At 57.3% G+C, this 26,076-nt stretch carries 25 protein-coding genes and 2 tRNA genes; 13 read left to right on the top strand and 14 right to left on the bottom strand.

Annotated elements, in window-relative coordinates; all coding sequences use genetic code 11:
• The first annotated feature begins 276 nt into the window (after positions 1-276).
• Positions 277-975 carry a class I SAM-dependent methyltransferase gene (locus tag ACMGFM_RS14425; RefSeq protein WP_436903362.1) on the top strand — a complete coding sequence of 233 codons (699 nt, stop codon included), beginning with the start codon at positions 277-279 and terminating at the stop codon, positions 973-975.
• Here the strand turns inward: ACMGFM_RS14425 and ACMGFM_RS14420 are convergent.
• Positions 962-2,062: a glycosyltransferase family 4 protein gene (locus ACMGFM_RS14420; RefSeq protein WP_436903361.1), complete on the bottom strand. Its 1,101-nt coding sequence runs from the start codon at positions 2,060-2,062 to the stop codon at positions 962-964. The genes ACMGFM_RS14425 and ACMGFM_RS14420 overlap by 14 nt on opposite strands.
• 55 nt (positions 2,063-2,117) lie before the next feature.
• Positions 2,118-3,671, bottom strand: a complete 1,554-nt coding sequence (locus ACMGFM_RS14415; RefSeq protein WP_436903360.1) for a sulfatase family protein — start codon at positions 3,669-3,671, stop codon at positions 2,118-2,120.
• Positions 3,672-3,782: 111 nt separating this feature from the next.
• Between ACMGFM_RS14415 and ACMGFM_RS14410 the strand changes: the two genes are divergently transcribed.
• Positions 3,783-4,697, top strand: coding sequence for a hypothetical protein (locus ACMGFM_RS14410; RefSeq protein WP_436903359.1), 915 nt, complete (start codon positions 3,783-3,785; stop codon positions 4,695-4,697).
• Positions 4,698-4,720: 23 nt separating this feature from the next.
• Positions 4,721-6,142, top strand: a complete 1,422-nt coding sequence (locus tag ACMGFM_RS14405; RefSeq protein WP_436903358.1) for an oligosaccharide flippase family protein — start codon at positions 4,721-4,723, stop codon at positions 6,140-6,142.
• An 18-nt stretch (positions 6,143-6,160) separates the two neighbouring features.
• Here the strand turns inward: ACMGFM_RS14405 and ACMGFM_RS14400 are convergent, their stop codons facing one another.
• Entirely contained in the window at positions 6,161-7,609 is a 1,449-nt protein-coding gene (locus ACMGFM_RS14400; protein ID WP_436903357.1) for a sulfatase, read from the bottom strand.
• 121 nt (positions 7,610-7,730) lie between these two features.
• Between ACMGFM_RS14400 and ACMGFM_RS14395 the strand changes: the two genes are divergently transcribed.
• Positions 7,731-8,600, top strand: a complete 870-nt coding sequence (locus ACMGFM_RS14395; protein WP_436903356.1) for a polysaccharide deacetylase family protein — start codon at positions 7,731-7,733, stop codon at positions 8,598-8,600.
• Between the two features lie 69 nt (positions 8,601-8,669).
• On the top strand, positions 8,670-9,347 hold the full coding sequence (locus ACMGFM_RS14390) for a GNAT family N-acetyltransferase (RefSeq protein ID WP_436903355.1): 678 nt from the start codon (positions 8,670-8,672) through the stop codon (positions 9,345-9,347).
• Here ACMGFM_RS14390 and asnB read toward each other — a convergent pair.
• From asnB to ACMGFM_RS14370, 4 genes are all read right to left on the bottom strand, one after another.
• Positions 9,337-11,208 carry an asparagine synthase (glutamine-hydrolyzing) gene (asnB, locus tag ACMGFM_RS14385; RefSeq protein WP_436903354.1) on the bottom strand — a complete coding sequence of 624 codons (1,872 nt, stop codon included), beginning with the start codon at positions 11,206-11,208 and terminating at the stop codon, positions 9,337-9,339. The genes ACMGFM_RS14390 and asnB overlap by 11 nt on opposite strands.
• Before the next feature lie 31 nt (positions 11,209-11,239).
• Positions 11,240-12,352 (bottom strand): glycosyltransferase, encoded by a 1,113-nt coding sequence (locus ACMGFM_RS14380; protein WP_436903353.1) that lies wholly within the window; start codon positions 12,350-12,352, stop codon positions 11,240-11,242.
• A gap of 2 nt (positions 12,353-12,354) precedes the next feature.
• On the bottom strand, positions 12,355-13,224 hold the full coding sequence (locus ACMGFM_RS14375) for a GNAT family N-acetyltransferase (RefSeq protein ID WP_436903352.1): 870 nt from the start codon (positions 13,222-13,224) through the stop codon (positions 12,355-12,357).
• Between the two features lie 229 nt (positions 13,225-13,453).
• Positions 13,454-14,383, bottom strand: a complete 930-nt coding sequence (locus ACMGFM_RS14370; protein ID WP_436903351.1) for an alkaline phosphatase family protein — start codon at positions 14,381-14,383, stop codon at positions 13,454-13,456.
• A gap of 105 nt (positions 14,384-14,488) precedes the next feature.
• Here ACMGFM_RS14370 and ACMGFM_RS14365 point away from each other — a divergent pair, with 105 nt between their 5' ends.
• Positions 14,489-15,541, top strand: coding sequence for a glycosyltransferase family 4 protein (locus ACMGFM_RS14365; protein ID WP_436903350.1), 1,053 nt, complete (start codon positions 14,489-14,491; stop codon positions 15,539-15,541).
• 183 nt (positions 15,542-15,724) lie between these two features.
• Here the strand turns inward: ACMGFM_RS14365 and ACMGFM_RS14360 are convergent.
• Positions 15,725-15,795, bottom strand: a tRNA-His gene (locus tag ACMGFM_RS14360).
• 87 nt (positions 15,796-15,882) lie between these two features.
• On the opposite strand from ACMGFM_RS14360, the gene rpiA reads away from it, so the two are divergent.
• Positions 15,883-16,563 (top strand): ribose-5-phosphate isomerase RpiA, encoded by a 681-nt coding sequence (gene rpiA, locus ACMGFM_RS14355; RefSeq protein ID WP_436903349.1) that lies wholly within the window; start codon positions 15,883-15,885, stop codon positions 16,561-16,563.
• Positions 16,564-16,588: 25 nt separating this feature from the next.
• Here the strand turns inward: rpiA and ACMGFM_RS14350 are convergent, their stop codons facing one another.
• Complete coding sequence (locus ACMGFM_RS14350) at positions 16,589-16,756, bottom strand: DUF1931 domain-containing protein (RefSeq protein WP_299279568.1); 168 nt, start codon at positions 16,754-16,756, stop codon at positions 16,589-16,591.
• A gap of 148 nt (positions 16,757-16,904) precedes the next feature.
• Here ACMGFM_RS14350 and larB point away from each other — a divergent pair, with 148 nt between their 5' ends.
• The 3 genes from larB to ACMGFM_RS14335 all read left to right on the top strand — a co-directional run bounded on the left by larB (position 16,905) and on the right by ACMGFM_RS14335 (position 19,477).
• Positions 16,905-17,666 carry a nickel pincer cofactor biosynthesis protein LarB gene (gene larB / locus ACMGFM_RS14345; RefSeq protein ID WP_436903348.1) on the top strand — a complete coding sequence of 254 codons (762 nt, stop codon included), beginning with the start codon at positions 16,905-16,907 and terminating at the stop codon, positions 17,664-17,666.
• A 119-nt stretch (positions 17,667-17,785) separates the two neighbouring features.
• Entirely contained in the window at positions 17,786-17,935 is a 150-nt protein-coding gene (locus ACMGFM_RS14340; protein ID WP_436903347.1) for a DUF7563 family protein, read from the top strand.
• A 147-nt stretch (positions 17,936-18,082) separates the two neighbouring features.
• Complete coding sequence (locus ACMGFM_RS14335) at positions 18,083-19,477, top strand: phosphohexomutase domain-containing protein (protein ID WP_436903346.1); 1,395 nt, start codon at positions 18,083-18,085, stop codon at positions 19,475-19,477.
• A gap of 2 nt (positions 19,478-19,479) precedes the next feature.
• Here the strand turns inward: ACMGFM_RS14335 and ACMGFM_RS14330 are convergent, their stop codons facing one another.
• On the bottom strand, positions 19,480-19,857 hold the full coding sequence (locus tag ACMGFM_RS14330; RefSeq protein WP_436903345.1) for a GNAT family N-acetyltransferase: 378 nt from the start codon (positions 19,855-19,857) through the stop codon (positions 19,480-19,482).
• On the bottom strand, positions 19,858-20,061 hold the full coding sequence (gene samp2, locus ACMGFM_RS14325; RefSeq protein ID WP_436903344.1) for a ubiquitin-like small modifier protein SAMP2: 204 nt from the start codon (positions 20,059-20,061) through the stop codon (positions 19,858-19,860). It lies immediately after the preceding gene.
• Between the two features lie 82 nt (positions 20,062-20,143).
• Here samp2 and ACMGFM_RS14320 point away from each other — a divergent pair, with 82 nt between their 5' ends.
• The gene (locus tag ACMGFM_RS14320) at positions 20,144-20,506 is read left to right on the top strand and encodes a hypothetical protein (protein ID WP_436903343.1); all 363 of its coding nucleotides are present in this window, start codon (positions 20,144-20,146) and stop codon (positions 20,504-20,506) included.
• A gap of 242 nt (positions 20,507-20,748) precedes the next feature.
• Here the strand turns inward: ACMGFM_RS14320 and ACMGFM_RS14315 are convergent, their stop codons facing one another.
• Positions 20,749-21,909, bottom strand: a complete 1,161-nt coding sequence (locus ACMGFM_RS14315; RefSeq protein ID WP_436903342.1) for an acyl-CoA dehydrogenase family protein — start codon at positions 21,907-21,909, stop codon at positions 20,749-20,751.
• Between the two features lie 224 nt (positions 21,910-22,133).
• On the opposite strand from ACMGFM_RS14315, the gene ACMGFM_RS14310 reads away from it, so the two are divergent.
• Positions 22,134-24,104 carry a 3-hydroxyacyl-CoA dehydrogenase/enoyl-CoA hydratase family protein gene (locus ACMGFM_RS14310; RefSeq protein ID WP_436903341.1) on the top strand — a complete coding sequence of 657 codons (1,971 nt, stop codon included), beginning with the start codon at positions 22,134-22,136 and terminating at the stop codon, positions 24,102-24,104.
• 22 nt (positions 24,105-24,126) lie between these two features.
• On the opposite strand, the gene ACMGFM_RS14305 is transcribed toward ACMGFM_RS14310, so the two are convergent.
• Complete coding sequence (locus ACMGFM_RS14305; protein ID WP_436903340.1) at positions 24,127-24,891, bottom strand: SIMPL domain-containing protein; 765 nt, start codon at positions 24,889-24,891, stop codon at positions 24,127-24,129.
• A gap of 134 nt (positions 24,892-25,025) precedes the next feature.
• On the opposite strand from ACMGFM_RS14305, the gene ACMGFM_RS14300 reads away from it, so the two are divergent.
• A tRNA-Glu gene (locus tag ACMGFM_RS14300) sits at positions 25,026-25,100 on the top strand.
• A 96-nt stretch (positions 25,101-25,196) separates the two neighbouring features.
• On the opposite strand, the gene ACMGFM_RS14295 is transcribed toward ACMGFM_RS14300, so the two are convergent.
• The gene (locus ACMGFM_RS14295) at positions 25,197-25,601 is read right to left on the bottom strand and encodes a helix-turn-helix domain-containing protein (protein ID WP_436903339.1); all 405 of its coding nucleotides are present in this window, start codon (positions 25,599-25,601) and stop codon (positions 25,197-25,199) included.
• Positions 25,602-26,076: the final 475 nt, after the last annotated feature.

Below are 26,076 nucleotides of genomic sequence, written 5' to 3'. Positions count from 1 at the left end.
CGAGTCGAGTACATGCAAACTCTGAACGAGGTCGTCGGCAGTTGGACTGACCAGCTTTTGAAATAGTCTTCAGTGTCGTAGCAAAATTGACGCTCTGTGTGGAAATAAATAGTAGTAACGTATAAAATAAGATTAATACCAAATATCCAAGTAGCTATTCGTCTGCTATATGGTTATGAACAGAATTTCGGGTGGTTATCGTTATCTGACACTCCGTAACCGATTAGTTCTTCGTAGCATATAAATTGCATAGCAGCTATTACTCATGCGAACCACATGTTAATCTACCGCCGTGTAGAACGGTTGGCAGACTCAAACGACTTAATTGTAGATATTGGGACAAAAGACGGTAAACATCTTCGTAACATTCCAGGCACTACTATTGGGGTCGATCTTGAATTAAACTATCCCTTACAATCAGAGCGCACATCGTACATACATGCAGACGGACGAAGGCTCCCATTCCAGGACGACTCCGTCGACTATGTCATCATGAATCAGGTTCTCGAACACGTCGACGGGCGCCAGTCGTTACTTCGAGAGGTGGCTAGAGTACTCAAACCGGACGGCGTCAGCCTGGTTTCTTTCCCAAATAGACTGGGACTGAACCGTCCTCACGGATTGCCGCGGTGGCTCTCGATGGCGCCAAAATCGCTTGGCGTCCACGTCGCAAGACGGCTCCTCTCGTCCGAGCAGTACGATTACTACCGCAAATTTATTTTCCCGCTGTCCCCTGTGGGTGCCCGCAAACTCCTCTCCGAGCAGTTCCACAGGGTCGAGTACATCACCGTCGACGAATCGAGCTGCAGCACCGATATCTACGGCGATTCGCTCGGGTCGCGACTCTTCGTGTTCTCGCTCCCACTGATTGCGAGGCTGAGCGAACTCCGTCGGTTCGAGCGGGCGTTTGAGGCGCTCTGGCCGTACGTTGGATACGAGTGCACCCTTCCCGCCTCTGAGACTACCGCTCGATGACTGTTTCGTAGTGGCTGTTCAGTGCCGCACAGATCGAGTCCCAGGAGTGTTCTTCTTTTACGAACGTCCTGGCATTCTGCCCCAACTGCGCGGCGTGGTTGGTGTCCGTGAGTAATACCTGTATGCGTTCCGAGAGCATTTTCATGTTGCGCATGGGGACGAGATACCCGTTCGATCCGTCTCGGATTAACGAGGGCACTCCGCCGCTGTCCGTGGCCACCACCGGCAGCCCCCAAGCCATCGCTTCCAGAACGACATTTGGCGTCCCTTCACCCTCGATTGAGGGGAGCACAAACACCGATGAAGACTGGTAGTACCGATCCACCACCTCCGGCTCAACTTCGCCTTCGAACGTGACGTTCGCGCCTGTTTCAGTGGCAATTTTTTCCAGACGCGCACGCTCCGGTCCGTCTCCGACAATTGTAAGTTCTGTCTTCATGTCAGCGACCGCCTGCAGCAGGTACTTGAGACCTTTCTTTGGTGCTAGCCGCCCAACGTAGAGGACCCCGCTCCCGTCAGCGGTTTGGTCAGGAATCGAAACCGCATTGCCAAGGACTTTGATCTCGCAGTCAATTCGCTTGAAATCCGAGCGCACGTCGTCGCGAATTTCTGCTGACTGTGCAAGAACCAGCGTATCTGCCAGCACGACACGCATCATCCACCGTTTCCACCACACGTCGTTCATCAGGTAGTAATCGCCTCCCCGAATCCACGCGAAGTAGGGGAGACCAGTGAGTGTGTTTGCTATATAGCCAAGAAAGCCGACGGGATAAAGCATCATACACTGGAGTACGTCAAGTTCTGACCGTCGACGGAGCACGGCGAGTAAAGCGAACGCAAGGAAGGAGAGATCACTTAGAAACGGGGTTAGCTGGCAGTGGCGGACCCGCTTGACTTCGTACGGCACGTCGCTGTCGTCGTGGCTGCCGAAGCGTTTGGTGAATACGGTGACTTTGTGGCCGCGTCGGTGTAACTCGGTTCCCAACCGTTTCGTCTGAGTTTCCATCCCGCCAATGACATCCGGTGGAAAGGTTTTTACAACGATTCCAACGTGCGTTCGGTCGCCGGCTGTCTGCTTGTTAGCCATTAATTGCCCTCGTTGTGCTGAGTTCTATCTCTGTGCCGCCGGAAGTTACGACACCTTACTTGTATCCGAGATGCTTGAGCCGCTCCTCGAGTTCGTCTTGCTCTTCATACTCGACGTCCGACTGCTGCTCAACCTCGCCGATGGTGTATTGTTCGGCGAGTTCCTCACCGAGTGCCCGGAGGTCCGCCGCAACATCTTCCTCCTCATCTACGATATTCTGGGACTCATCTGGGTCGGTTGAGAGGTCGTACAGTTCCTCTTCTTTCCAGTGTTTTGCTCCGCACTTGCGACAGGTGACGGCGTCGTCGTGTATGTTCCCGAACTCCCCATCAGGTCTGTAAATATACTTGTACGGTCCGCTCCGGACAGCACGACGTCGCTGGCTACTGGCCATCTCTACGATTAGTCCCTCCCGTTCTGGGGCGGAGTCGTTCTCCTCGAAGACTGGCAGCAGACTGCGCCCGTGGAAATCGAAGGACTCCTCGTCCAGACCGAACACGTCTGCGACAGTCGGTGCGATGTCGAACGGCTGCACGAACTCGTCGACAACACCCGTCTCTCTGCCCGGAGCGTGGACGATGAACGGAACACGAATGACCGGTTCGTACAGCCCATCGTGTGAAAAGTAGATTCCGTTATCGGTGAGCGACTCGCCGTGGTCGGCGAGGACGACGATGAGCGTGCTGTCGTCCTCACCGCGTTCCTTGAGTGCGCTGACGAGTTGGCCAATCTTTTGGTCGGCTTCGGTCACGGTGGCGTCGTACCGAGCAAGCCAGCGAGCAACGCCGACCTCCCGGTCGCGGTCGTCGAACCAGTCATCGGTGTACGGTGCCGTCGCAACAGCAGAACAGTTCGGCGGCTCTGGGTCCGTGATATTGTCGAGCGGCTCGTCGGTCGGGTAATCGTGCTCGGCGAGATACTCCTCGATGAGTTGCTCGTCGGCATTGTACGGGGTGTGTGTGTCCGTCAGATGAACGTATCCATAGAATCGCTCTCCCCGTTGACGGGCTGTGTCGAACTGTTCCAGCACAGTATCGATGGTGTTTCCTTGTTGTTCGTCACCGGCTGCCCGGAGTTTTTCCTTTATTCCTCCGACTGTCTGCTCGAACTGGTAGTAGGTATCGCTGATTAGGTCTGCGACTGTCGGATGGACGCGTTCGAGCGTCCCACGGAGCTGTGAGCGTATCGCGTCGTCCTCAAAGAGGACGCGCTTGTCGTGCGAGGGCCTGAGTGGTGGGAAGTAATCGAAGCCCCGTTTGTGCCACATCCCGAATACGCCGCCGACCCAAGCGGAGTAGTACCCCTCCTGGTCGCTCAGCGCCTTTGGAATCGTCTGCAATGACTCTGCACGCTGCTTTTCGACGTTAGTGACTCGGCTGCCGTGATTGACAACGACGTTCGTCGGATGGGCACCCGAGTGAATCGAGGTGACCGACGGGTACGTCGAGTTAGCACAAGCGTAGGCATTCTCGAACCGAACGCTATCGTTGGCCAACTCGTCGATGTGCGGTGAGATATCGTGCTCGTAGCCGTAACACCCGAGACGATCAGGACGTAACGCATCAACTGTGAGTATCAGAACGTTTTCGATTGACCCTGCTACAGACATTTATAGAGGTACATCCTTTCTGAGAAGATAAGTTGTTCGCAACACACCAGGCGCCGACCTGCTCGTTCACAAATAATAAGAGCTATACCGGGCTTGGACTGAAATATGACAATGTCTACTGGTCGGCTGTTCATCATCGGAATCGATGGTGTTGATCTGGCCGTGGCTCGGGACCACGATCTCCTTCTTCAGAACACCGTCGAGTGGGACCTCAAGGAGTATCCCAAGCTACACACGCTTCGAATCTGGCCCAGTATGTTTCTCGGTGATCTGCCGCATAAAAACGATGATCTCCCGGATCCAATCGCTCACAGCCGGTCGGATAGAGACGAGGAACGGCTCGAACGTGCAAACTGGACATCGTCAGGGATGCGCATTCTGAGCAAGATCTCACATCTTCTGCTCCCGGAATCTATCAGAACGCCTATTGGGGCGTTTCTTAGAGACCGTGGTTTCACCAAAGCCCACCACGAACGTGAGGACTGGCCCAATACAGTGTTTGACGGCGTTCAATCTAAGGCGATTAATCTCCCAACGTACAATCCGCTCCCGGTACAGCATGAACTCAAACAGGGGTGGAAGACCCGTATTCGCGAGGGTGATGCGGGACTCGAGGAGCTGGAAGAGTTGGCCCAACAGGAACGCGATGCTGTCGCTGAGGAACTCGACACCGTCCTCAACCACGGCTACGATCTGGTTTGGGCGTACGTCTTTTGTACCGATATCTTCGGCCATCTGGACTACGAATACGGCTATCCGCGGACCGTCGAGCGCGTGCGTGACGAGGTCATTGACCCCGTCCGCGAACAGCTCGACGACGACGACGAACTCGTTATCGTGACTGATCACGGTATGGGGCTGGAAGACGGTGTCGGTGAGCACCGCCCGCCGGGCTGGCTGACGACCACGGTTCCTGACACCGACCTCCCAGCCAGTCCGGAGAGAGTCCGTTTCTGGATTGAGACCTTCCTCGGAGACCGCTCTCAACAGAAAGAGGATGTGCTCGAAGATCTTGGGTACATTTAATTACCGACGGCGTACCTGAGATAATGAAACTCACGAGGAAGGTACTTGTCTCGGCATTCTCCGATGTCGTTATCACTCTTGTCGGATTTCTCGGGACAATCTACTTCGCACGGGCGCTCGGTGCCGGCCCGCTTGGAGTGTTCGCGCTTGGTATGACCGTCGCTCAGGCGTTTCTGGTCCTTGATTTTGGGGTCGGCAAAGCGGCGATGAAGCGAATTAGTGCCGACAACGAACCAAGCGCGCACTTTACCGCGGCAATAATCGTCTACGGCCTCATTCTGATTGCCTCTGTCGCGGTTATCCTCTTCTTTCGTGACCAAGTCAACTCCTACATCGGTGGGGAGTTCGCCGTCATCGTCGCCCTGATTTTTGCGTTCCAGCGGCTCTACCAAATCCTGAATACCGCAATAAAAGGCGAGAATAACGTGCACGTCCGCGACAGTATCGATAGCGTCGAACGTATCGTCCGGGTGGGCGCACAGGCGCTTTTCGTCTACGCGGGAGTCCAGACGCTGGGACTATTCCTCGGCTACGCAACGAGTTTCGGTATCGCCGTTGGCTTGGCTTTCTTGTACTATCTGAAAGCGGTATCACTTAGCGTCAAACCCCCCTCGAAGGATCACTTTCGCAGCATCTATAATTTCTCACGGTACGCCTGGCTAGGCCCGCTCAAATCTCGTGCGCTCTCGTGGACCGATATTACCATCCTTGGGATATTTGTCGCAAGTTCGACAATCGGTGTCTATCAAATTTGTTGGACTATCGCGATGACGTTTCAGATATTGGGCAAATCCATCAGCCGTAACCTCTTCCCCGAGGTCTCGGAGGAGGATGGACTGAACAATACGGGGCGAATATCCTTGCTCACGCGCCAAAGTTTCGTTTATGCCGGTCTCTTACCGATTCCTGGGATTATCGGGGCAGTCGTCGTCGGTGAACGGGTGCTGGGCGTCTACGGCCCAGAGTTCAGAAGCGGATCAGCTATCCTCGTTGTTCTCGCCTTCGTTTCGCTCCTCCGGTCATACGAAGGATCCGTCTACTCGGTTGTCAATGGGATTGACGAACCACAGATATCCTTCATATCTGATATCATATTTGTCATTTGTAACGTCGTCCTGAATCTCATTCTTGTCTCTACATTCGGTGCTATCGGTGCCGCATTCGGGACGGTCGGAGCGCTCTTTGCCGGGCTTGCGACGGCGTTCTGGCTGGCTAACAAAAAGGTCGACTTCGTCTTTCCTGCTCGCGAGATTGGTCTGCAGTTTTTCGCTGCGGCAATCATGGGCGGCATTGCGCTCGCCCTCAAGCAGTTGCTGTCGCCGCTGCATTTCGTCGAGCTGCTGTTCATTGTCGGTGTCGGAGCGGCTACATACTTCATGATTCTCCTTCAACTCTCTACGGAGATTCGGGAAACGGTTCTCAGAATCGTGCCGTACGGTTCGTAGGTGCAGCCCTGATGCCGATTACATGTACCCCAAATCGCTGAGATGCTCCCGCAAATCGTCGTCGTCAATCGTCTCTGCGAGTGGCTCCTCAGACAGTGCTCCAAGCTCTGTTTCGATAATCTCGCGCAACGTATCGGTGACCTCTGAGTGTGACTCGATGAGATTGGTTTGCTCTTCTGGGTCCTCTCCCCAGTTGTACAGTTCAGCCGACCCGTCAGTTCTCACGATGAGCTTGTGTTCGTCGTTGCGAACGACCTGCGTTGGAATCCCCAGCCCGCTGTCGTCGAAGTCTGGGTGATGACTCGTGATTCCGTCCGGCGCTACAGCTCCGAGTTCGGCAAACACGTGCTCGTGCCGTCGGTGATCATCGAACGGGACTAATGATTGGGCGTGGTCACGCTCTGGAACGGTCCCTGACGCGAGCTCGACGATCGTCGGGTACAGATCGGTCAGTGAGACGAGCTCATCCGTTTCGTCGGCTGGCGTCTCCATGGGCGCTCTAACTAGCAACGGGACGTGTAGCACCGGTTCGTACAATCCGTAGTAGTGTTTCTCCATTCCGTGCTCCCCAAAGTACTCCCCGTGATCTGCGGTTATCATGAGATACGTGTCGTCGAGCTCACCGCGCTCTTTCAGCCACTCGACAAGTTCTCCGACCCGCCTGTCTAGGTAGTGAATCGCGCCATCGTACCACGACCGAATTATGTCCCACTCTCGCTCGGTTGGCTCGAACTCATCGCTTATAACTGGATACTCGTAGGAGAGCCGCTGTAACCGATTCCAGTCCGCGTTTGGCAGGCGCTGTCTCTCTCCGTACGTATCCCTGCCGAGCTCTTCGATGAACTGGTATTTCGGTCGCTGTAATTCCGGACAGAACTGCGATTTGTGCGGACGAGGAGGATTGTACGGGTGGTGTGCGGTCTTGGCATTGACGAACGCGAAGAACGGCTCGCTACCGGACGCTATCCACTGTTTCAACGACTCGAACTTAAAAAGTGCCTTCTTATCAGGGCCGCTCGTCGCTGAAAAGATGCTCTGTCTCCGAAGCGCCGGGTCGGACAGCAGCCCAGAGAAGAAGTCCCAACTCGGGGAAATCCTGTACGTCTCTTTGAATTTATCAACCCCTCTCGCGTAACCGCGTCCCTCCCGCAGGTGCGCTCCAGCACTCATCCCGAACGTTCGGTATCCCGCCGCTGAAACGCGTTCTGGCAACGTCGTGATTTCTGGAGACAACTGCTGGGTCCCGCCGTGGACGCCGGATTCTGACGGCAACCGTCCGGTAAACATCGCGCCGTGGGATGTCCCCGTCCAGTTTGAGTTCGCAAACGCGTTTCGATAAAGCGTCGTGTTGTCCTCTTCGATGAGCGATTCAAGATGTGGTGTAGTACGCCGCTCGTGACCGTGTATCGACAGATGATCTGCCCGGACCGCATCTAAAATAATGAGTATAATATTTGGCTGTCCCATTGTAGCTGACTGCGTCGGCTATCAATTTAAGACATATGATTATCCAACTCCAAGGGAATACTCCCAGAACCAGAACCATTACGTCCACCCTACGCAGACAGTCAGTAGAGACACCCATCACATGATCACTCTCACCTTGAGCCTCGATACGGAGTTGGCGTGGGGACGAACCGGGGACCGAAATGCCACGAGGCTAGCCGCAGACGAATCTGCTGGTCGCGACGCAATTAAGCGGATTCTTTCGGTCTTCGACGAGTACGACATTCCAGCGACCTGGGGAATTGTCGGCCATCTGTTGCTAACGGAGTGTGACCGGAGCCGCCACTACACTGCGCCGTATATCGACGAAATAGATCCGTATTCGAACCGGGCAAGTGATCCGCTGTACTACGGACCCGAGATTCTCGACTGGATCGAAGACGCTGCTACGAACCACGAAGTCGCAGGTCACTCGTTCACACATCCACAGTTTGGCGAACTCGACCGCTCAGCTGCACACTCGGAGCTCGATGCGATGGTTGGTACCTTCGAGGACGCAGGCGTCGATATCGACTCGCTGATCCATCCACGAATCGATCTCGCACACCTCGATCTGTTGCCTGAGTACGGGATCAAGTGCTATAGCGGATCGAGCGAGACAACGAACTACACAATTAAACAAGGGGTGCCGAAGCTGCTCCGCTGGGACTCAGAGCTTGTTGGCGCTCCGACCGTCGAGGCTGCGAGAGACGAATACGGAACGCTCTGTGTTCCACGCTCTCGCTCTCTGCGTGACGAACGCTGGGGATGGCTGAATCCGTATCGGGTGCGCCGAACGATCAACAATGCTAACGACGGCATCCTCCACCTCACGTTCCATCCACACAACTTCATCTACGACCGATTTCTCCGGTGGACGCTCGAACGGGTAGCAAATATCATCGCAACCGCCAGATCGAAAGACAAGCTCGAAATAAAAACCTTCCGAGAAATCGAGTGCGCCGAGCCCTGAAACTCTCCAGCCGTCCGTCTCTCTCTTTATCACACGATTTTATTACATTCTCGCGGCAATGGGCACACGATGAGCATGAGAGTGTCGATCGACCAATGGGTCCATTTTCTCTTAGATTTTCCATCTCGGACGTATCAGTATCTCCGCTGGCGCGCCTCAAACCTGCGTGACCGTGTCTGGATGCGCTCACAGAAAGTTGCGTACTATCACCGATTGACTGGTACCGAGGGGGTACAGGACGACTCAATCAGTATCGAGCCCGCAACAGATTCGGACCTGACCGATATCCCCGGCGAACACGACATCGAAGAGTATCGTCAACTGATAGCCGGTGACCACGTTTTACTGCTCGTCCGCGAAGACACCACGGTTATCGGCTATCTCTGGGTAAGTTTCTCCAGTGTCCCTGTTCAGGAACTCGGAGCGACGATAGACTTCGATGGAGACGGGTACATCTGGCACGTCCACCTGCTGGACCAGTACCGGGGCCGAGGGATTGGAAAACAGATGATTCGTCGCGCGCTCGAACTCGGCTCGGAGCGCTCGGGCTGCGAGCGAGTGTTCTGTATAACCGGCTGGTCAAACCTGCCGATGCGCCGCGTGCTTGAAAAGACTGGATTCGAGGGGCCTGAACATATCTCGTACTCGAAACTTGGTCTCCGTCGGAGGTGGTCGATTCACGATAAAGAACCTGGGCCGTTTGCGGACGTGTTGGACTCGTCGATCGATCGATCGATCAGTCGGTAGCGACAGTTTCGATGGCGTTGCGCTCTCCGTTTTCGTACTCCTGGACAATAGTGTGATACCACGCAACGAAGTTTAGAATCTTCCACAGTGTCAGACCGTAGTCGTCGCCGCTTTTGTGGTCGTTCCAAATTCGGAATACCTCCTCTGTGTCAAGATACGGTGTTGCGCCGATCTTCGACTCGGTCATCCACTGCAAGATTGCCTCGTGGTCACGCCGAAACCAGTCGCTGATCGGCACTCCCAGCCCGTGTTTCTCCCGCTGTAGGGTCTGCTCCGGAAGGATGTCTTGCATCGCGCGTTTCAGGATCGGCTTGTAGCCGTTCTGTTTCTGCTCGCTTGGAAGATTGTACCCAAACTCGACCAGCGAGTGATCGAGAAACGGGACGCGAGCTTCGAGCGAGGCTGCCATCGACGTACTGTCTACCTTGTACAGCAGATCGTCGGGAAGCCAGTACTTGATATCGAACGCCAGCATCCGCTTGTAAAACTCGTTTTTTTGGGTATACTGTTCAGTCGACCGAATCGCATCCAGCAGACCGCTCCGCTCCGGATCGCTGTCGATCTCCGTGTACCGTTCGATAGGTATCTGGAAGCGCTGTGCTACGCCGAGTATCGCTCGCTCGTTACTCTCTAACGCGGAGACGTACCTGAGCGTCTGCTTTCGAAGCGGTGCGTACGGTTCGAGACGCTTCGCGAGTCGGAACGCGTGTTTGGGCAACCAGTCGAACATGCGCTGGTGCCGGGGTATCTCATCGAAGTACCAGTAGCCGCCAAACAGTTCGTCGGCGCCCTCGCCGCTGAGGACCACTTTGAGTTCCTGACTTGCGTACTCCGACAGCGCCATTGTTGGGAGGACTGCTGGATCGGCAAGCGGTTCCCCGAACTGCCGAATCACATCTCCGAAGATATCCATTGACTCCAGATCGACGGTAATCTCGTGGTGGTTCGTACCGAAGTGGTCTGCGACGTGTTGCGCTTGCTCACTCTCGTCGAAGGACTCGGCTTCAAACCCGATAGAGAACGTGTCGATCGGGTCGTCCCGAAGCTCGGACATGATTGCCACGATTGACGACGAATCCAATCCACCGGATAGAAACGCCCCGAGCGGGACATCCGCCATCAGTCGACGTTCGATTGAATCTTCCAACCGGGACCGCAGTATCGATGCGTGTTCGCCGAGAGAACCGGTACGCGGGTTTGGGGAGAGGTCCCAGTACTGGTCTTCCGTCCGACCTTCTTCGGTGATCAGAAGACTCGTTCCTGGCTGGAGCTTTTTTATCTTCTCGAACGGCGACTGCGGCCACGACCAATACCGCAGTGTGAAGTAGTTCGATACCGCGTGGTCATCCAACTCTGGTTCGACACCCGCCGCGAGCAGGGCCTTCACCTCGCTAGCCCAAAGAAACGGTCCGTCTCCCTCGGTCACGTACAGCGGTTTGATTCCCAACCGGTCTCTGGCCAAAAAGAGTGATTCCTGTTCGCGATCCCAGATCGAGAAGGCAAACATTCCGTTCAGATACGTTGGCATTTCCGTCCCGTGTTCCTCCCAGAGATGAACGAGGACCTCGGTGTCCGCGTCTGTCTCAAACTCGTGGCCGTTCGCTTTCAAATCACGGCGGAGCTGCTCGTAGTTGTAAATTTCGCCGTTAAAAACGACAACAACTGACCCATCCTCGTTGGTGATTGGCTGGTCGCCCCCATCGACGTCAACGATTGCGAGCCGCCGCATACCCATCATCAGCGACGAATCGTCGAGCAGAAACTGTCCGTCGCCGTCAGGCCCGCGGTGCTCGAGACACCCAAGCATCCGACCGAGGACTGCCCGATTGGCCAGCCCAAGCGCACCAGCGATTCCACACATTGATAACACACAGTACGGCGCAGTGTTGTAATCAACCCTGCGATAGTACAGATTCGAGTACGCTCTCCAGTCGGGCCGCTCTTGTCTCGTAGCTGAATAGCTTGGGATCGTGTGACGGCTCGGACGCATTGACTGCGGCGAGAAGTTGCTCTGTCATCTCTGCACGGTCCCCTGGCGTGTACAGAAAGATCGCGTCGATGTCCGCTGTCGCCGACTCGATTGCGGGCACGGCAGAAGCTACGATCCGTAGATTCGAGACGAGATACTCGTAGAGTTTGAGGGGTGAGGTGTACCGTGCTGCAATAGGATCGTTGTCGGTCAGTGGAACGACGCCGACGTCGGCTGCCCCAAGATACTCGAACACCGTCGTCTGTGGGACGTGGCCAGTGAATGTGACCCGATCCATCGGTGCTCCCACCTCGGCCGCATGGTCCAGAAGTGACTTGCGTTGATCGCCGCCCCCGACGATCAGCAGGTGCGCGTCCGGACGCGAGTCAGCCACCTCCTCGAAGGACTCGATCAGCAGTTCAAGTTCGTTTTTCCACGTTGACAGCGATCCTGCGTACAGAATCACCTCCGCGTCCGCGTCGATCCCGAACTTCTCCCGGAGTTCCTGTTTCGAACTCGCCGATACCTGCGTGAGACTCGCCGCATCAGGCACTACTGCCTGAATTTGTATCCCGATATCCGCCAGATCCGTCTCGACTCCCTCGGAAATGGCGACGACAGCGTCGGTCGACCGAAGACGACTTTGTTCTGTCTCGACAGACAGTTCCTCGATTTTGCTGTAGACCTTGTGTGCCTCGTAGACGATTGGTGGACGAACGGCCCGCGGGATTCGCCGCGCTGGCCTGAGAAATGAGATATCTCTTGTAAATATAACATCGCTTCCGACACTGCTGGCCAGCGAGAGGAGGTAGTAAAGTATTCGATCGACGGTCACCTGACCCACCTGCGCAGGGACACACCGTAACTCAAACTGTACGGAGAGATTGTGTGAGTCGGCGTACGCGAGCGGATCGCCAACACTGATGAGTGTCACCCGATGTCCGGTCTCGGCGAGTGCGTTACACGTATGGATAATTTGGTTCGCGTGCGCCTGTTTCGAGTCGAACGCCGTGAAATACACGTATGTAATGTGCATAGTTATCGGAATCTTCTAGCAGCTTGGCGGAGTAACTGCACTGCCCGTGAACTCTGACGTGTCCATCGGTACGCACCGACCAGCTCGCCGCCATACTGGGATTTGTAGTCGAACCCACCGTCGCGAAAGTCGATGTCGCTCCCGCCAAAATCGTACCGATCCCACCCTTCGTCCAGTCCGCGTCTAATCATGTGCCTGTGCATGAGTTCGCCCGAGCTGTATTGATAATTGTCTCGTGTTACCGTCATCAGATAATGTCTGATAGTGGACTGGTACTCGTCAAGTAAGTAGAGGTGGTGTCCTTGTCGCTGTCCGTCGACAATGTTAGTCAGCAACACGAGCTGGTCTGTCAGCTCTTTTCCGAGCTCGGCGAAAAACGCACGCGAAAGCACCGGTGTTCCCAGTTCGTTCATCTTCTGACAGTAGTCCTCGTAGAAGGTGTTGACGTTCGATTCAGTGAGTTCGAGTTCCCGAACTTCGTGATCGGTTTCGACTGCCTTGCGGATGTCGTACCGCCGATCCTTAGCCATCCCCGCGAGAACGTCCTCCCAATCCCCTGTCAGTCTGAGCACGAACTTCCCGTCGATGCTCGCCTCGTATCCCCGTTCTTCGAGGAACTCCCCCAGAGAGAGCAGCATGGGCACGTCCGTCCGAACTTTGTGCTCGACGATCTGTGAACCCATGAGCGTCTCTACTTTCTCGAAAATGACATCCAGCACCGCTTCCCACGACGTAGAGAGTACCGGTCCACCTCGACCAGGGTTTACCGAAACCAACCGGTCGACTGGAAGCGGATCTAACGGGTCCAAAAAGTTCGGAAGCGCACCAACGGGGTTTCCGTCTTTTTCGACGACGATATGCCGAGCCTGCATATCGAGACCGGTCTCAATTGTTCGTAGCCAGCCCGGATGATGGTAAATGCTTGCCGTTTCCGCGTGCTGAAGCAGATGCCGGTACTGCCCACTGTCTAAATCATCGATAGTACGGTAAACAACCCTATCGAGGGCACTCATTGATTGCTACCCACTGGTGAAGTGTACTTGTCAGTATCGATCCTCCCCGTAACCATTTCAAGGCGACGAACCGGACCACAACCGCACTCTATTCCATGTATCCCAACTGTCTGAGGTGTTCTTTAATTGACGGCTCTTCAGTCTCCACAGTTGTAATTTCATCCTTTTGTTTGAGTTCGTAGTCATCCGTTGATTTCCCCTCCGCAACAGCCCACGGCACCCGCTTCACCGTCGGCAGCGGCACCCACGATGGATGTCCGTACAGCCCCCACTCACCGATGAAATTCCCGTGATCGGCAGTGACAGCGACAGTTCCGTCGATATTTTGTATTAGAGTTTCGACATGGTTAAGTACTGTCTGCAAGTTCTGTCCATAGTCTCTAAACACCTGCTGCCGATCGAATTTCCCTGTTTTCACGCCTTCCCAGATTGCTTGGTTGTCTACGCCCGACGCGTACCGGTCCAGACAGTGGAGAAACGGCGCGTGCGGCTGGAGATAGTGAACGACGTGACGTTTCTGTGGATTCTCGCGATACGCACGGATTGCCTCGTTTGTCACAGCTTCCGGAAAGACACTTCCGCTTTCAGGATCTCTCGCGTACTTCCAGACCTCCTCCACAAGGTGGAATCGATCCAAATCGAGCAAGTGCGTATACGCGTTCGCAGTTACGTAGACCGTCTCCGCGACTGTCTCGTCGTCGGCCTGGCCGAAAGTCTTGAGCAACCACTCATCACTCGAACTCCCACACGAATACACCGCCTCCTCAGACTGGAACATCGGTGCGACTGCGTGTGCCGGCGCGTACTCCTGCCAGAGGTCCCACCGACAAGCATCGAGTACGATGAGCATGTCCCAGTCGTGTTCATACGGCCGTCGTCCGTAGTTGACCCGTTTCCCAAGTTCAACCCAGCCGTGTCGCCATTTTGTTCGGGCTATCTCCGGCGCGTATGAAAACAGCTTATCGAGGGCCCTCATTGGATACGTTGCTGTAGAGGAATGGGGTATATAGGTCTTCACACACCGGATCGAAATATTGATACTGTTTGCATTTCTGCGTCAGACTACTTTATGAAGATATTATTTATCACCTCTCATTTTGGCTCCTCAGAAACTGTTGGGTTTATGCCACTCGTCGCGACGGAACTCTCGAATCGAGGGCACGACGTCTCGGGGGTCCAGTACAAACAAGGTGAGACCATCGGTTCGATCCCGATCGACACACTCAGTACGGCCGCCGTTCGGACACCGTACTGGGCAGGTCAGTGGCTGCTCTACCGAAAATGGGAACCGAAGGTCAAAGCGTACGTTTGTGGCAAAAATCCCGATATTGTCATCACCGACCGCAGGTGTATGGTACCAACAATACGTGGGGCAGTCTCGGCTGGGACGCCGGTTCTCGGCGTCGTTCCAGGGTTGGGATTTACCCGGTTCAACCCCCGATACCTTCAGCCAGATAAGACGCCAACATTCCGACATCTCCCCCGTAGCGCACAGCTCCAATATCCATTCGTCCGGTCGCTGCACAACCAACACGACCAATGGCTGAAGAGAGCCGACAACGTTCTTGTCGTGAGCGAATTTCTCCAGACGTGTCTGCGACGGACATACGGGGTCGACTCAGAGGTCGTTCGCACTCCGGTCGTCCCCGAAACCATTCGGGTCGACGACCACCATCGGAACGCTATCGCGATGATCAACCCGCGCCGAGAGCTCAAAGGCGTCCACATCTTTCTCGATATTGCCGAATCGATGCCCGACAGGGAGTTTCTCGTTGCAGGTGAGTTTGGTTCAGAAGAACACAAGAACCGCGCAACTGCGCTTCCGAATGTCACCTGTCTGGGCTGGGTCGAGGATATGCGAGCAGTCTACAGCGAGACGTCACTGGTCATCGTGCCCTCTCTCGTTGAGGAAGGCGGCCCACGCGTTATCTGTGAAGCCTTTGTCAACGGAATTCCCGTTGCCGGCACAACAAGAGGGGGTATCCCCGAATTTATCGGAGACGGCGGGGAGACAGTCGATCCGCCGCAGGATATTTCGCAGTGGATTTCAACCATTGAGGAGATTATAACCAATTACGAGCGGTACTCACGGAACGCTGCCGACCGCGCCAAACTGTTCAATATCGATACCGCAATCTCAACCATTGAGACGGTCTGTCGAAACGCAATACAGTAGTGTGCTGGCGATCTCGGCAACACATCACAGCACTCGAAGTATGTCCGTGGTTGTTCACATCAGTCGCTTCGTCCGCTGCCAGGGGTCGCTCCTTTTTCACGGACTTCCCACTCATCACTACTCACGGCTTCGCCGTTCGTATTCGAGACTTCACGCTGTTCGACCTCGCTCTCCTCGGAGAAGGTCCAGGCGCGGGAATCGAACCCGCGTCTTGGGCACCACAAGCCCAAAGGATACCATTACCCCAGCCCGGACACGCACCTACAGGTAACCGAGTGGAATAAATATACGTTACGTCTCGTGCCGGAAGATTTTATCACACGCCGCGGCGACGTGGTGGTATGAAACGTGGCGGGACCACAGAGCAGAAACGACAGGCCGGGGAGAGCGCCGCTGACCTCGTCGAGTCCGGCACGACTGTCGGTCTCGGCACCGGTAGCACGGCAGGCTACGCCATCGACCGCCTCGGCGAGCGCATCGACGAGAGCCTCGATATCACGGGCATTCCGACCTCGTATCAGTCACGACAGCGCGCCCGCGAGGCCGGGATTCCGCTCGTAACACTCGAAGACGCGAGCCCCGACATCGCCATCGACGGCGCGGACCAGTTCGCCGGCACGACACTCATCAAGGGCGGCGGCGCGGCCCATGCCCGCGAGAAAGTTGTCGATAGCGCCGCCGACCGACTCGTGGTTGTTGCCGACCCGACGAAAGAGGCAGAGATGCTCGACCATCCGGTACCGGTGGAGGTACTGCCGGACGCTCGACCGACTGTCAGCGACCGCATCGCCACACTCGACGGCGAGCCAACTCTCCGAGCCGCAGAACGGAAAGACGGCCCGGTAGTCACCGACAACGGCAACCTCGTGCTCGACTGTGACTTCGGGCGTATCGAGGAGCCAGCCACTCTGGCGAGCAATCTCGCCTCGATACCGGGCGTCGTCGAGCACGGGTTGTTCGTCGGCGTCGCCACAGAGATTCACGTGGGCACGGCTGATGGGGTCGTTGTCCAAACAGAATGAAATCCCCTGGAGGGGGAAAATCGCCTTACAGGTCGCGCGGCTGGACCGTTTTCCGGTCGTTAGATTCTGCGCGTCGGGCGGCGTCTTCGAGCAGTTCCTCGACTTCGTCGTCGAGGGCACTGTAGAAGTCCGATGCTACGTTCATGTCGTCGAGCTCTTCTTTGACGGCGGCTTTGACGATTAGGTCTGCCATACAGGCGAGCTTTTTCGAGGATAGTTTATAAGTTTTCCCGTTTCTCTCCGGTTTCGCCGCCTGTGCGGCCCGTTTCGCCGGTGATTTCTGCCGACGAGGGGTGTAAGCGAATCGACAGCGACGAGTATACGGGGCACCTTCCCGCCATATGCGCGATTTGCTCGATGCGGTGGCCGCGGGCGACATTGCTCCAGCGGCCGCTGAAGCACAGCTCCGCGGCTACGTCACCAGCGACGCTGGCCGGTTCGATACCGCCCGAGAACACCGGGCGGGCGTCCCCGAAACTGTGCTGGCCGCTGGCAAGACTCCCGCAGAGGTCCAGACACTTGTCGAGACGAGTCTCGCCGGGACGGGCCGAGCAGTTGTCACGCGGGCGGACCCAACAGTGGTGGCGACACTCGAAGACCAGTACAGCGAGGAGGCCGGGACGTCGATGACCGTCGACGACCGCGCACAGACTGTCGTGCTCAAGACTGACGAGTTCGAGACACCCGAGTTAGACGCAACTGTCGGCGTCGTTACCGCTGGGACGTCAGACGCGATGCCCGCCGGCGAGGCAGAAACGATTCTTCGGGAGATGGGTGCGACTGTCTCCCGAACCGACGATATTGGTGTCGCCTCACTGGACCGGACGCTCGACCAGGTGCCACAACTGCGCGAGCAAGACATACTCATCGTCGCAGCCGGACGCGAGGGTGCACTCCCCACCGTGCTTGCCGGCCTCGTTGATGTGCCAATTATCGGGCTCCCAATCTCGACCGGCTACGGCCACGCCGGTGAGGGTGAAGCGGCACTTTCGGGTATGCTGCAGTCCTGTACGGCGATGAGTGTCGTCAACATCGACGCGGGGTTCACCGCCGGTGTACAGGCCGGACTGATTGCTCGACAGTTCGACCAGATTCGCTCCTGAACGGGGTGGAAACTGGATGGGAAAAAACCTTACTCGGGAAGACCTAACATAGTAAGGTACTGTGCCTATTTGTGTACCTCTCGTATGAATTAGTACTGGCGGAAGCCAGTATGAATACGATGCCACAGTGTGACCATTGCGACGCGCACGTCTCAGACCGGTTTGCTCGAGTATTTGCGGACGAATACGGCCGCATCCGAGCATGCCCGAGTTGCTCGGCGAACGCTGGAATCGCCGAGGCAGCACGAGAGCGCGCTCGCGAAGTGTGAACGTATCGATCCCGCGGACCCCACCTGGCTGGTACGATCCGTTTCCTGCGGACGGGAGCGATACGGTGCGAGACAGGCGATAGGCGGATTGTCTGACCGCCCTGTTTTCGCCCGTGTTTTATACTATCCGAACAAGGAGAGACCTGTATGAACAGCGCCCCACGCGACGCAATCGAGTTCGGCACCGACGGCTGGCGCGCTGCTGGCGACGCGTTCACGATGGCCCGAGTCCGCGCCATCGGCGCCGCCGTTGCCGAACTGCTGGACGCAAGAGAGACTGATGGGTCGGTTGCAATCGGGTACGACGCCCGTGACCGCTCCCGCGAGGCCGCCGAACAGCTTGCCGCCGTCGTCGCTGCCACAGGCCGGCCGGTGACACTCAGTGCTCGTGACTGCCCGACACCGGTGCTTGCCTGGACCGTCCGAACTGGCCCCCACGCCGGCGGATTGATGGTGACAGCCTCACACAACCCTCCCGAGTACAACGGTGTGAAATACATCACCGGCGAGGGTGCGCCTGCGCTCCCTGCCGTGACTGACGAACTCGAACGCCGTCTCGCCCCGACGAGCCTCCCCGACGACCCCGCAGGCGAACTCACCGAGACGGATTTCACCGACGCGTACGCCGACCACGCCCACTCGTTCGTCGAGACAGACCTGAGTGGACTCAGTATCGGCTACGACGCCATGCACGGCAGCGGCCGCGGCGTCACCGATTCGATTCTTGCGGACGCGGGCGCGGACCTCACCCGACTGCGCTGTCAGCGCGACCCGAACTTTGGCGGTGTCTCGCCGGAACCAGTGCCCGAGTACGCCGACGAACTTGTCGAACTGGTCGACAGCGGTGCGGTTTCACTTGGCTTCATCAACGACGGCGACGCCGACCGTCTGGCCGTCGTCACGCCCGAACGGGGCTTTCTCGACCCGAACGTGCTACTGGCGGTGCTGTACGAGTACTTGCTCGACCAGGGCGAAACCGCCGGTGGGGTCGTCCGGACAGTGTCGACGAGCAGTCTCGTCGACCGCGTTGCTCACGAGGCAGGACAGGAGGTCCACGAGACAGCAGTCGGATTCAAGTGGGTTGCCGAGGCAATGGAGAGCCACGGCGCGCTCGCTGGCGGCGAAGAAAGCGGCGGCTACGGTATCGGGAGACATCTCCCAAACAAGGATGGCATTGTGCTCGCGCTGCTGCTTGCGGCTGCCCACGTCGAGCGCTCACTGGACGACCGTATCGACGCGCTGTTCGAGCGCCACGGGCAGATTATCCAGAGTCGCCGGAGTCTCGACTGTCCCGACGACCGGAAAGCCGCGGTACTTGCGGAACTCGACGACCGCGTTCCGGACTCGGTGGCTGGCGAGACTGTTGCTGGAGTTCAGACCGTCGACGGATTCAAAATCACGCTCAGCGACGATAGCTGGCTGCTTGTTCGCCCATCTGGCACAGAGCCAAAGCTCCGCGTCTACGCTGAAGCACAGTCCGACGAGCGAGTCTCGGAACTGCTCGACGCTGGCGAGGACTTTCTCAGTCCGCTGCTAGAGTAGTGTTACTCCGGTTCCCAGACCGCGCGGAGCCGGTCATCTTCGGCAGTCCCGACGCGCTCGAACCCAACAGCCTGCCAGAACGGCTCGACCTTGGGGTCGAATGCCGCGACAAGTCGCTCGCGAGACCGCTGTGCTGCTGCGACCAGTCGGCGACCGAGACCCTGGCCGCGTCGGCCCGGCCTGACGGCAATGGCCGTGATTTCTGCCCCTGAGAGCACAAGTGCACCCAGTACTGTGCCCTGTTCGGTGGCTACTGCGACAAACACGTCGTTGCGTTCGATAGCTGTCTGGATGTGGTCGCTGTCAGTCTGGAGCGCAGCCGCGTCGAGAATACTCAGCACCGCAGCGTGCTCTGTCGAGTCGGCGCTGCGAACGAGCATCTATCCGCCCTGAATGAGTCTGACAACCTCGACGCGCTCGATATCGTTTGCGACTGGCTGGTCTTCAGGCACTGGTTGGCCCTCGACTAGCACCGACACTTCGTGTTTGCTCACGTCGAAGGGAGCCAGCAACTCCGCGTAGGTCTTGCCGGCAGCGTCGAGTTCGTGGCTTCCTTCGCCAGCCAGCTCGACTGTCACCGTCATCGGGAACTGCTAGACGCCCACCCAGTTTGAGTGTGTCGGCTCGGGGCACAACGTTAACACTGCGACAGACCCTTGTGAGCGTATGCGACACGACGAGTTCAGCCGGTCGGAGATTCCCTCGGAGGGGGTGGAAATCGGGGGTGAAGATGACTGTGCCCACGAGACGTACCGACGGTTTGGCAGCGACGGCGGGGGGAACATCTACTTTCGCTGCACGGGCTGTGACCAGGTCATTCTCAACTACGACACCACTGAGCCAGAGACCCACGACGGGGTCGACCCGGACCTGACTCCCGACAGCAATACCGAACCGAAGGTTGACCCGCTGATGATGGGACTCTCGATGGACGACACAGACTCGCGCTCGGGGGACAGCCAACAGACTGGATTTCTGGCTCGGATTCGCTCGGACCTCGACCGACTCCTTCCGTGGCGTCGTGACTGAGCGACGTGAGAAAGCGAAAAGACCGGGAAAACGGATACCCGGACTGTTGGTGGCACGGCGGCCAGACGTGAGTCCCCAGCATGCCGGACGTGATCTGGCATACACGTCGCCCGGCATGTGTACAGAAGCGACGCTGGTGGATGAGTTCAGTCCCGCCGTATCGCGGCAGTTTAAGTATTGTTCCGCGAGAGTGGAATACTCGGACTAAATAAAAGGAGTCGATCCGCAGGGAGACCCGGTCGTTAGGCCATGCCCTTGCCCTGCAGCTCGCGGGCAATGATGTTCTTCTGAATCTCGGTGGTACCCTCGTAAATCTGGGTAATCTTCGCGTCGCGGTAGAAACGTTCGACATCGAAGTCATCCACGTAGCCGGCACCGCCGTGAATCTGCAGCGCTTCGTTGGCAACGTCAACAGCCACACGGGAGCCGTATTCTTTGGCCATGGAGGCGAGTTTGGTGAGGTTTGCGTCAGCGTCGTTCTCGACAGCCCACGCAGACTTGAGCGTCAGCAGGCGTGCAGCCTCGATTTTGGTGAACATGTCCGAGAGCTTGTGCTGAATGGCCTGGAACTCACCGATAGGCTGACCAAACTGCTCGCGCTCTTCGGCGTACTCGAGCGCGCGCTCGGCAGCACCGCGGGCAATACCGACACCCTGTGCGGCCACACCCGTCCGGGTGGCGTCGAAGAACTGCATCTGCTGGAGGAAGCCAGCGCCGCGCGTTCCAACCAGGTTCTCCTCGGGCACGCGAACATCGTTGAGGATGAGTTCAGCAGTGTCAGAGGCTCGGATACCGAGTTTGCCGGTGATTTTGTCAGCCTCGAAGCCGTCGCGGTCAGTCTCGATGATGATCTGCGAGAAGCCGTTGTATCGGCCAGCGGCGTCAGGGTCGGTCTCACAGAGGGCAACGACGTAGTCCGCGACGGTGCCGTTGGTAATCCACATCTTGTTGCCGTTGATGACCCACTCGTCACCGTCTTTCTCTGCGCTGGTCGAAATCGAGGAAACGTCAGAGCCAGCGTGCGGTTCGCTGATGGCCGCGCCGGAAATCATCTCACCGCGCGCGACTGGCTCGAGGAATTTCTCTTTCTGTTCGTCAGTCCCGTACTCGGTGATATTCTCCGTTCCGAAGGAGGTGGAGACGAGACAGAGTCCGATGCCGGGGTCGGCAGCGAACAGCTCCTCGCTGATGATCATCGTTTCGAGCGTCGAGTAGCCCGCACCACCGTATTCGATCGGGATGCGTGCACCGAGCAGGCCCATGTCGGCGGCCTTGTCGATGACCTCGTGCGGGTACTTTTCTTTGCGGTCGTATTCGGAGGCGACCGGTTTCACTTCGTTCTCGGCAAATTTGCGCACTTCCTCGCGGATCTGCTTCTGTTCCTGTGTAAGTCCGAACTCCATACTAACAATGCAGCACTCGTGTACACATAACCGTTTTTACACGCTTATGAACGAGTGCTGAGTTGTTTTACGACTCCTCCGAATCGACGGCTTTCGCACAAAACTGTATGTGTCAGTAGTCGCAGGGTTACCACACAAAAAAACAAAAATGAACGGATGTGCGGTTTGACTGAGGACGAAAGACAACGTTGAAGCCACGTGCGAGGAAGTGTACAAGTTGTACTATGGAACTTGAGGACATCAATACGATTACGGTTCTCGGTGCCGGGACAATGGGTCACGGTATCGCCGAAGTAGCGGCACTTTCGGGATACTCCGTGAACCTCCGCGACATCAAAGAGGAATTCGTGCAGGACGGCTACGAGCAGATCACGTGGTCGCTCGACAAACTGGCTGAAAACGAACGCATCAACGAAGACGAGGCTGAAGCAGCCAAAGACCTCGTGACACCGCTGGTCGACATCGAAGAAGCGATGGCCGACTGCGATGTTGTCATCGAGGCAGCGCCGGAGAACATGGACATCAAAGCCGACGTGTACGAAGAAGTCGTCGAGTACGCGCCGGAGCACACTGTCTTCACCTCGAACACGTCCAGTCTCTCGATCACTGACCTCTCGGAACTGACGGACCGACCCGAGAAGTTCTGCGGAATGCACTTCTTCAACCCGCCGGTCCGGATGGAGCTCGTCGAGGTCATCCGCGGCGAGCACACTGACGACGAAACGATGGACCTCATCGAAGACCTTGCCGAGGACTTCGGCAAGACGCCGGTCCGCGTCCGCAAAGACGAGCCTGGCTTCATCGTTAACTCGATTCTCGTTCCCCTGATGAACGAGGCCTGCTGGATTGTCGAGGACGACGTGGCGACAATCGCAGAGGTCGACTCGACGACGAAATACGGCCTCGGACTGCCAATGGGCGCCTTCGAGCTTGGCGACCAGGTTGGGAACGACGTTACCTACCACGTCCTCGAGTACATGCACGAGGTACTCGGTGCAGCCTACGAGCCGTGCCCACTCCTCGAGGAGACAGTCGAGAACGAACACCTCGGCAAGAAGACCGGCAAGGGCTTCTACGACTACGAGGATGGCGACGGCGCAGACGTGCCGGCCGACCAGGTCCGTGACGATGTCCTCGACCGACTGTTCGCTGTGCTCGCCAACGAGACGGGCAAACTCGTCCAGAAGGACGTTGCCCCGCCAGCCGACATCGACGAAGCAGTCACGCTCGGTGCCGCGTTCCCGAAAGGCCCAGCAAAGCTCTGTGACGAAGAAGGACTCGACAACGCCGTAGAGACCCTCGAAACACTGCACGAGGAGAGCGCCTCGGAACGTTACGAAGTCAGCGACGGACTCCGAAACGCTGCCGAGGAAGGCGGCTTCTACGGAGCTGACGAGGACGAGGACACCGTCGAGTTCGAGGCCGTCCGTGTGGAGTACCCCCACGAGATGGTCGGACAGATCGTTCTCGACCGACCGCACCAGCTCAACACGGTCAACCCCGAGATGCTCGACGAGTTCGCCGAGGCCGTCGATATCCTCGAAGACGACGAGGACGTGCGAGCAATCCTCATCACGGGTGCGGGCGACCGCGCATTCAGCGCGGGCGCAGACGCGATGGCGATGGCTGGCTCGGCCAACCCAATCGACGCTATCGAACTCTCCCGTACCGGGCAGGAGACGTGGGCCAAACTCGAAGACGCCTCTGTGCCGACGGTCGCAGCCATCGATGGCTTCGCGCTCGGCGGCGGGATGGAGCTCGCTGCCTGTGCTGACCTGCGAATCGCCACGGACCGCTCCGAACTCGGCCAGCCTGAGTTCAACCTCGGGCTGCTGCCGGGTTGGGGTGGCACGCAGCGACTCAAAAACCACATCGGCGAGAGCCGCGCGAAAGAAGTCATCTTCACGGCCGACCGCTACGACGCCGAGACGATGCACGACTGGGGCTTCGTCAACCGCCTCACCGACAAGGACAGCTTCGAGGAGGACGCTGTCGAACTCGCTGCTGACCTGGCTGCTGGCCCGCCACTGGCCATGGAGTACAGCAAAAAGGCGATGCACGCTGGCCGTGACGACACCGAAGCAGGCCTCGAAACCGAGGCCTTCGCCTTCGGCCACCTCATCGCCACTGACGACGTGATGGAAGGCGTCACGAAAATCCAGAGCGACGAGGACCCGCAGTTCGAGGGTAAATAAGGACTCCCGCGGTTTCGATTTTTTATTTGCGGATGGCGGTATAGGTCACGTCAACGTCGTAGCTGACAGTCACCGCTCCAGAGGCAATCTCGGTCCGTGGAGCTGGGCCGTCGCCACCGGCCTGTACACGGTCGAATGCGACCGGCGAGTAGCTTCGCTGGCTGGCGTCAACGTTCGAGGGGGCAGTAATCTCCAGTCCGCCCTCATCGGCAATCACACTGGCCTGCTGGCTGGCGTCATCCATTGCGTCCCGGATGGCTTCCTCCCGGAGTTCGGCTCGGCGCTGGTCGGACAGCGTCAGCGAGACGCTGTCAATTTCCGCGCCTGCTTCGGCGGCGGCATCGGCCATGGCTCCGGCGAGGTCAGGGTCGTCGGCCGTAATCTCGTATCGGTGGGTCCCCTCGTAGGTTGGGACCTGCCGGTCCTCACGCTGGTACTGCTCGGAGATGCCGTAACTGGTCGTCTCGTACTCGACACCCAAGTCGTCGAGTGCGGCCGTCAGGTCGGCGCTGCCGGTCGCGAGTTCGTCCCGGACTGTTCCGACGTCGTCAGCCTCGGCGCGCACGGTGACACGGACGACTGCCTGGTCAGGTTCTGCCTCGGCGTCGCCGGTCGCGGTGACGTGTATTGTCCGATCAACCGTGTCGGCCGCCGCTGTCGAGTTTTCGGGGGTGGTCTGTGTCGCTGCAGGTGTGTCGGCCCCGCCGAAGGCGGCGACGGCACCAGCGCTGACCACCAGCAGGACGATTCCGAGTGCAATTCCGATTCCGATGCTGTTTCGTTGCATGTGCTGAGGGACGCGGTACTGCGGCATATATCAATAGGATAACTAAAATCGCTGTCTCAGTCGTGTGAACGCCTGCCGTCGGCGAGCTAGAAAGACAGGGTTTATTATTCACTACATCTCACAATGAATTGCAGGCTCGGTTGGTGTAGTCCGGCCAATCATTTTGCCCTTTCGAGGCGAAGACCAGGGTTCAAATCCCTGACCGAGCATGCGTTTTTCGAGCGACCAACGAAAGCGAGAATCAGCTACGCATAGGATAGAAATTAGTATCCTCAACAGTACAACGTGGGTCGCTCCGGGAACGGTTAGCTCTCAGCAGTGGGGCCTGTCGTTTCAGTCTGCTCGTACGTATTCTCGAATTCTTGGATGAGCTGGCCCATTTTCGCGTACCAGTCGTTGAGCATCCGTTGCATGTCGTCAGCGATACTCGATGGGTCGGCCGCTTTGTATACGTGGTAGTACCCACCCTGGTCGTAGTTCACCTGTTCTTTCTGGATGAACCCAGCTTTCAGAAGCCGTTGGACGGCGCGGTACGCAGTCGAACGCTCGCGGTCTACCCTGTCCGCGATTTCGTCGATGGTGAGCGACTCTCCGGCCCCAACGACTTCTTGGAAAATTTCTTTATCGAGCTGTTTGAGCCCGTGGAAACACTCGAGGAGGCCCTCACACTCCATATCCTGCCGTAACTGTTCAGACATCGAATCTGGCATCGTTCTTGGATGTAAGTATGTATGGTTATAATAAAAGGCTTTTGTATAGATTGCACAATTTTACACTACCCTGGTGAGATAGCAGCCCACGCGGGCTCTTTGAAGTCGGTGTGGCTCGTCTGTCTACGGTCGGTGATCACGCCGTATGTTCGTCGACACAGACGACGAGCAGTTGCCCTCAACCGTTGACGGTGGGACAGACCGTGTTATTCGTCAGTGTCACCAGCCTCAGCTTGCTCATCGGCAGACTGAGACTCTTCGTCTTCACGCTCCGCTGCGCTCTGCAGGAGCAAATCAGTGCCAGCTGCCGCAACTGTTCCGACACCGATTGCGCGCAACTGTCGAAGGTACGCGGGCCATCTGTTCTAGTTTAGTGGAGAAATACCACGCAATCTGCTGATTGGAGACCGTCGCAACTACCTGTCTGAGAAACCCGGTGGGAGTTATGCCCTACTCACCACCGGATTCGGTGATT

The sequence above is a fragment of the Halovenus halobia genome (assembly GCF_051414135.1).
Classification (GTDB): Archaea; Halobacteriota; Halobacteria; order Halobacteriales; family Haloarculaceae; genus Halovenus; species Halovenus halobia.
This window is presented reverse-complemented; position numbering and strand designations above follow the sequence as displayed.

Bases quoted from the DNA above. Each gene is read 5' to 3' on its own strand.
- ACMGFM_RS14425 (WP_436903362.1), top strand. From the start codon at position 277: ATGTTAATCTACCGCCGTGTAGAACGGTTGGCAGACTCAAACGACTTA.
- ACMGFM_RS14420 (WP_436903361.1), bottom strand. From the start codon at position 2,062: ATGGCTAACAAGCAGACAGCCGGCGACCGAACGCACGTTGGAATCGTT.
- ACMGFM_RS14415 (WP_436903360.1), bottom strand. From the start codon at position 3,671: ATGTCTGTAGCAGGGTCAATCGAAAACGTTCTGATACTCACAGTTGAT.
- ACMGFM_RS14410 (WP_436903359.1), top strand. From the start codon at position 3,783: ATGTCTACTGGTCGGCTGTTCATCATCGGAATCGATGGTGTTGATCTG.
- ACMGFM_RS14405 (WP_436903358.1), top strand. From the start codon at position 4,721: ATGAAACTCACGAGGAAGGTACTTGTCTCGGCATTCTCCGATGTCGTT.
- ACMGFM_RS14400 (WP_436903357.1), bottom strand. From the start codon at position 7,609: ATGGGACAGCCAAATATTATACTCATTATTTTAGATGCGGTCCGGGCA.
- ACMGFM_RS14395 (WP_436903356.1), top strand. From the start codon at position 7,731: ATGATCACTCTCACCTTGAGCCTCGATACGGAGTTGGCGTGGGGACGA.
- ACMGFM_RS14390 (WP_436903355.1), top strand. From the start codon at position 8,670: ATGAGCATGAGAGTGTCGATCGACCAATGGGTCCATTTTCTCTTAGAT.
- asnB (WP_436903354.1), bottom strand. From the start codon at position 11,208: ATGTGTGGAATCGCTGGTGCGCTTGGGCTGGCCAATCGGGCAGTCCTC.
- ACMGFM_RS14380 (WP_436903353.1), bottom strand. From the start codon at position 12,352: ATGCACATTACATACGTGTATTTCACGGCGTTCGACTCGAAACAGGCG.
- ACMGFM_RS14375 (WP_436903352.1), bottom strand. From the start codon at position 13,224: ATGCAGGCTCGGCATATCGTCGTCGAAAAAGACGGAAACCCCGTTGGT.
- ACMGFM_RS14365 (WP_436903350.1), top strand. From the start codon at position 14,489: ATGCCACTCGTCGCGACGGAACTCTCGAATCGAGGGCACGACGTCTCG.
- rpiA (WP_436903349.1), top strand. From the start codon at position 15,883: ATGAAACGTGGCGGGACCACAGAGCAGAAACGACAGGCCGGGGAGAGC.
- ACMGFM_RS14350 (WP_299279568.1), bottom strand. From the start codon at position 16,756: ATGGCAGACCTAATCGTCAAAGCCGCCGTCAAAGAAGAGCTCGACGAC.
- larB (WP_436903348.1), top strand. From the start codon at position 16,905: ATGCGCGATTTGCTCGATGCGGTGGCCGCGGGCGACATTGCTCCAGCG.
- ACMGFM_RS14340 (WP_436903347.1), top strand. From the start codon at position 17,786: ATGCCACAGTGTGACCATTGCGACGCGCACGTCTCAGACCGGTTTGCT.
- ACMGFM_RS14335 (WP_436903346.1), top strand. From the start codon at position 18,083: ATGAACAGCGCCCCACGCGACGCAATCGAGTTCGGCACCGACGGCTGG.
- ACMGFM_RS14330 (WP_436903345.1), bottom strand. From the start codon at position 19,857: ATGCTCGTTCGCAGCGCCGACTCGACAGAGCACGCTGCGGTGCTGAGT.
- samp2 (WP_436903344.1), bottom strand. From the start codon at position 20,061: ATGACGGTGACAGTCGAGCTGGCTGGCGAAGGAAGCCACGAACTCGAC.
- ACMGFM_RS14320 (WP_436903343.1), top strand. From the start codon at position 20,144: ATGCGACACGACGAGTTCAGCCGGTCGGAGATTCCCTCGGAGGGGGTG.
- ACMGFM_RS14315 (WP_436903342.1), bottom strand. From the start codon at position 21,909: ATGGAGTTCGGACTTACACAGGAACAGAAGCAGATCCGCGAGGAAGTG.
- ACMGFM_RS14310 (WP_436903341.1), top strand. From the start codon at position 22,134: ATGGAACTTGAGGACATCAATACGATTACGGTTCTCGGTGCCGGGACA.
- ACMGFM_RS14305 (WP_436903340.1), bottom strand. From the start codon at position 24,891: ATGCAACGAAACAGCATCGGAATCGGAATTGCACTCGGAATCGTCCTG.
- ACMGFM_RS14295 (WP_436903339.1), bottom strand. From the start codon at position 25,601: ATGCCAGATTCGATGTCTGAACAGTTACGGCAGGATATGGAGTGTGAG.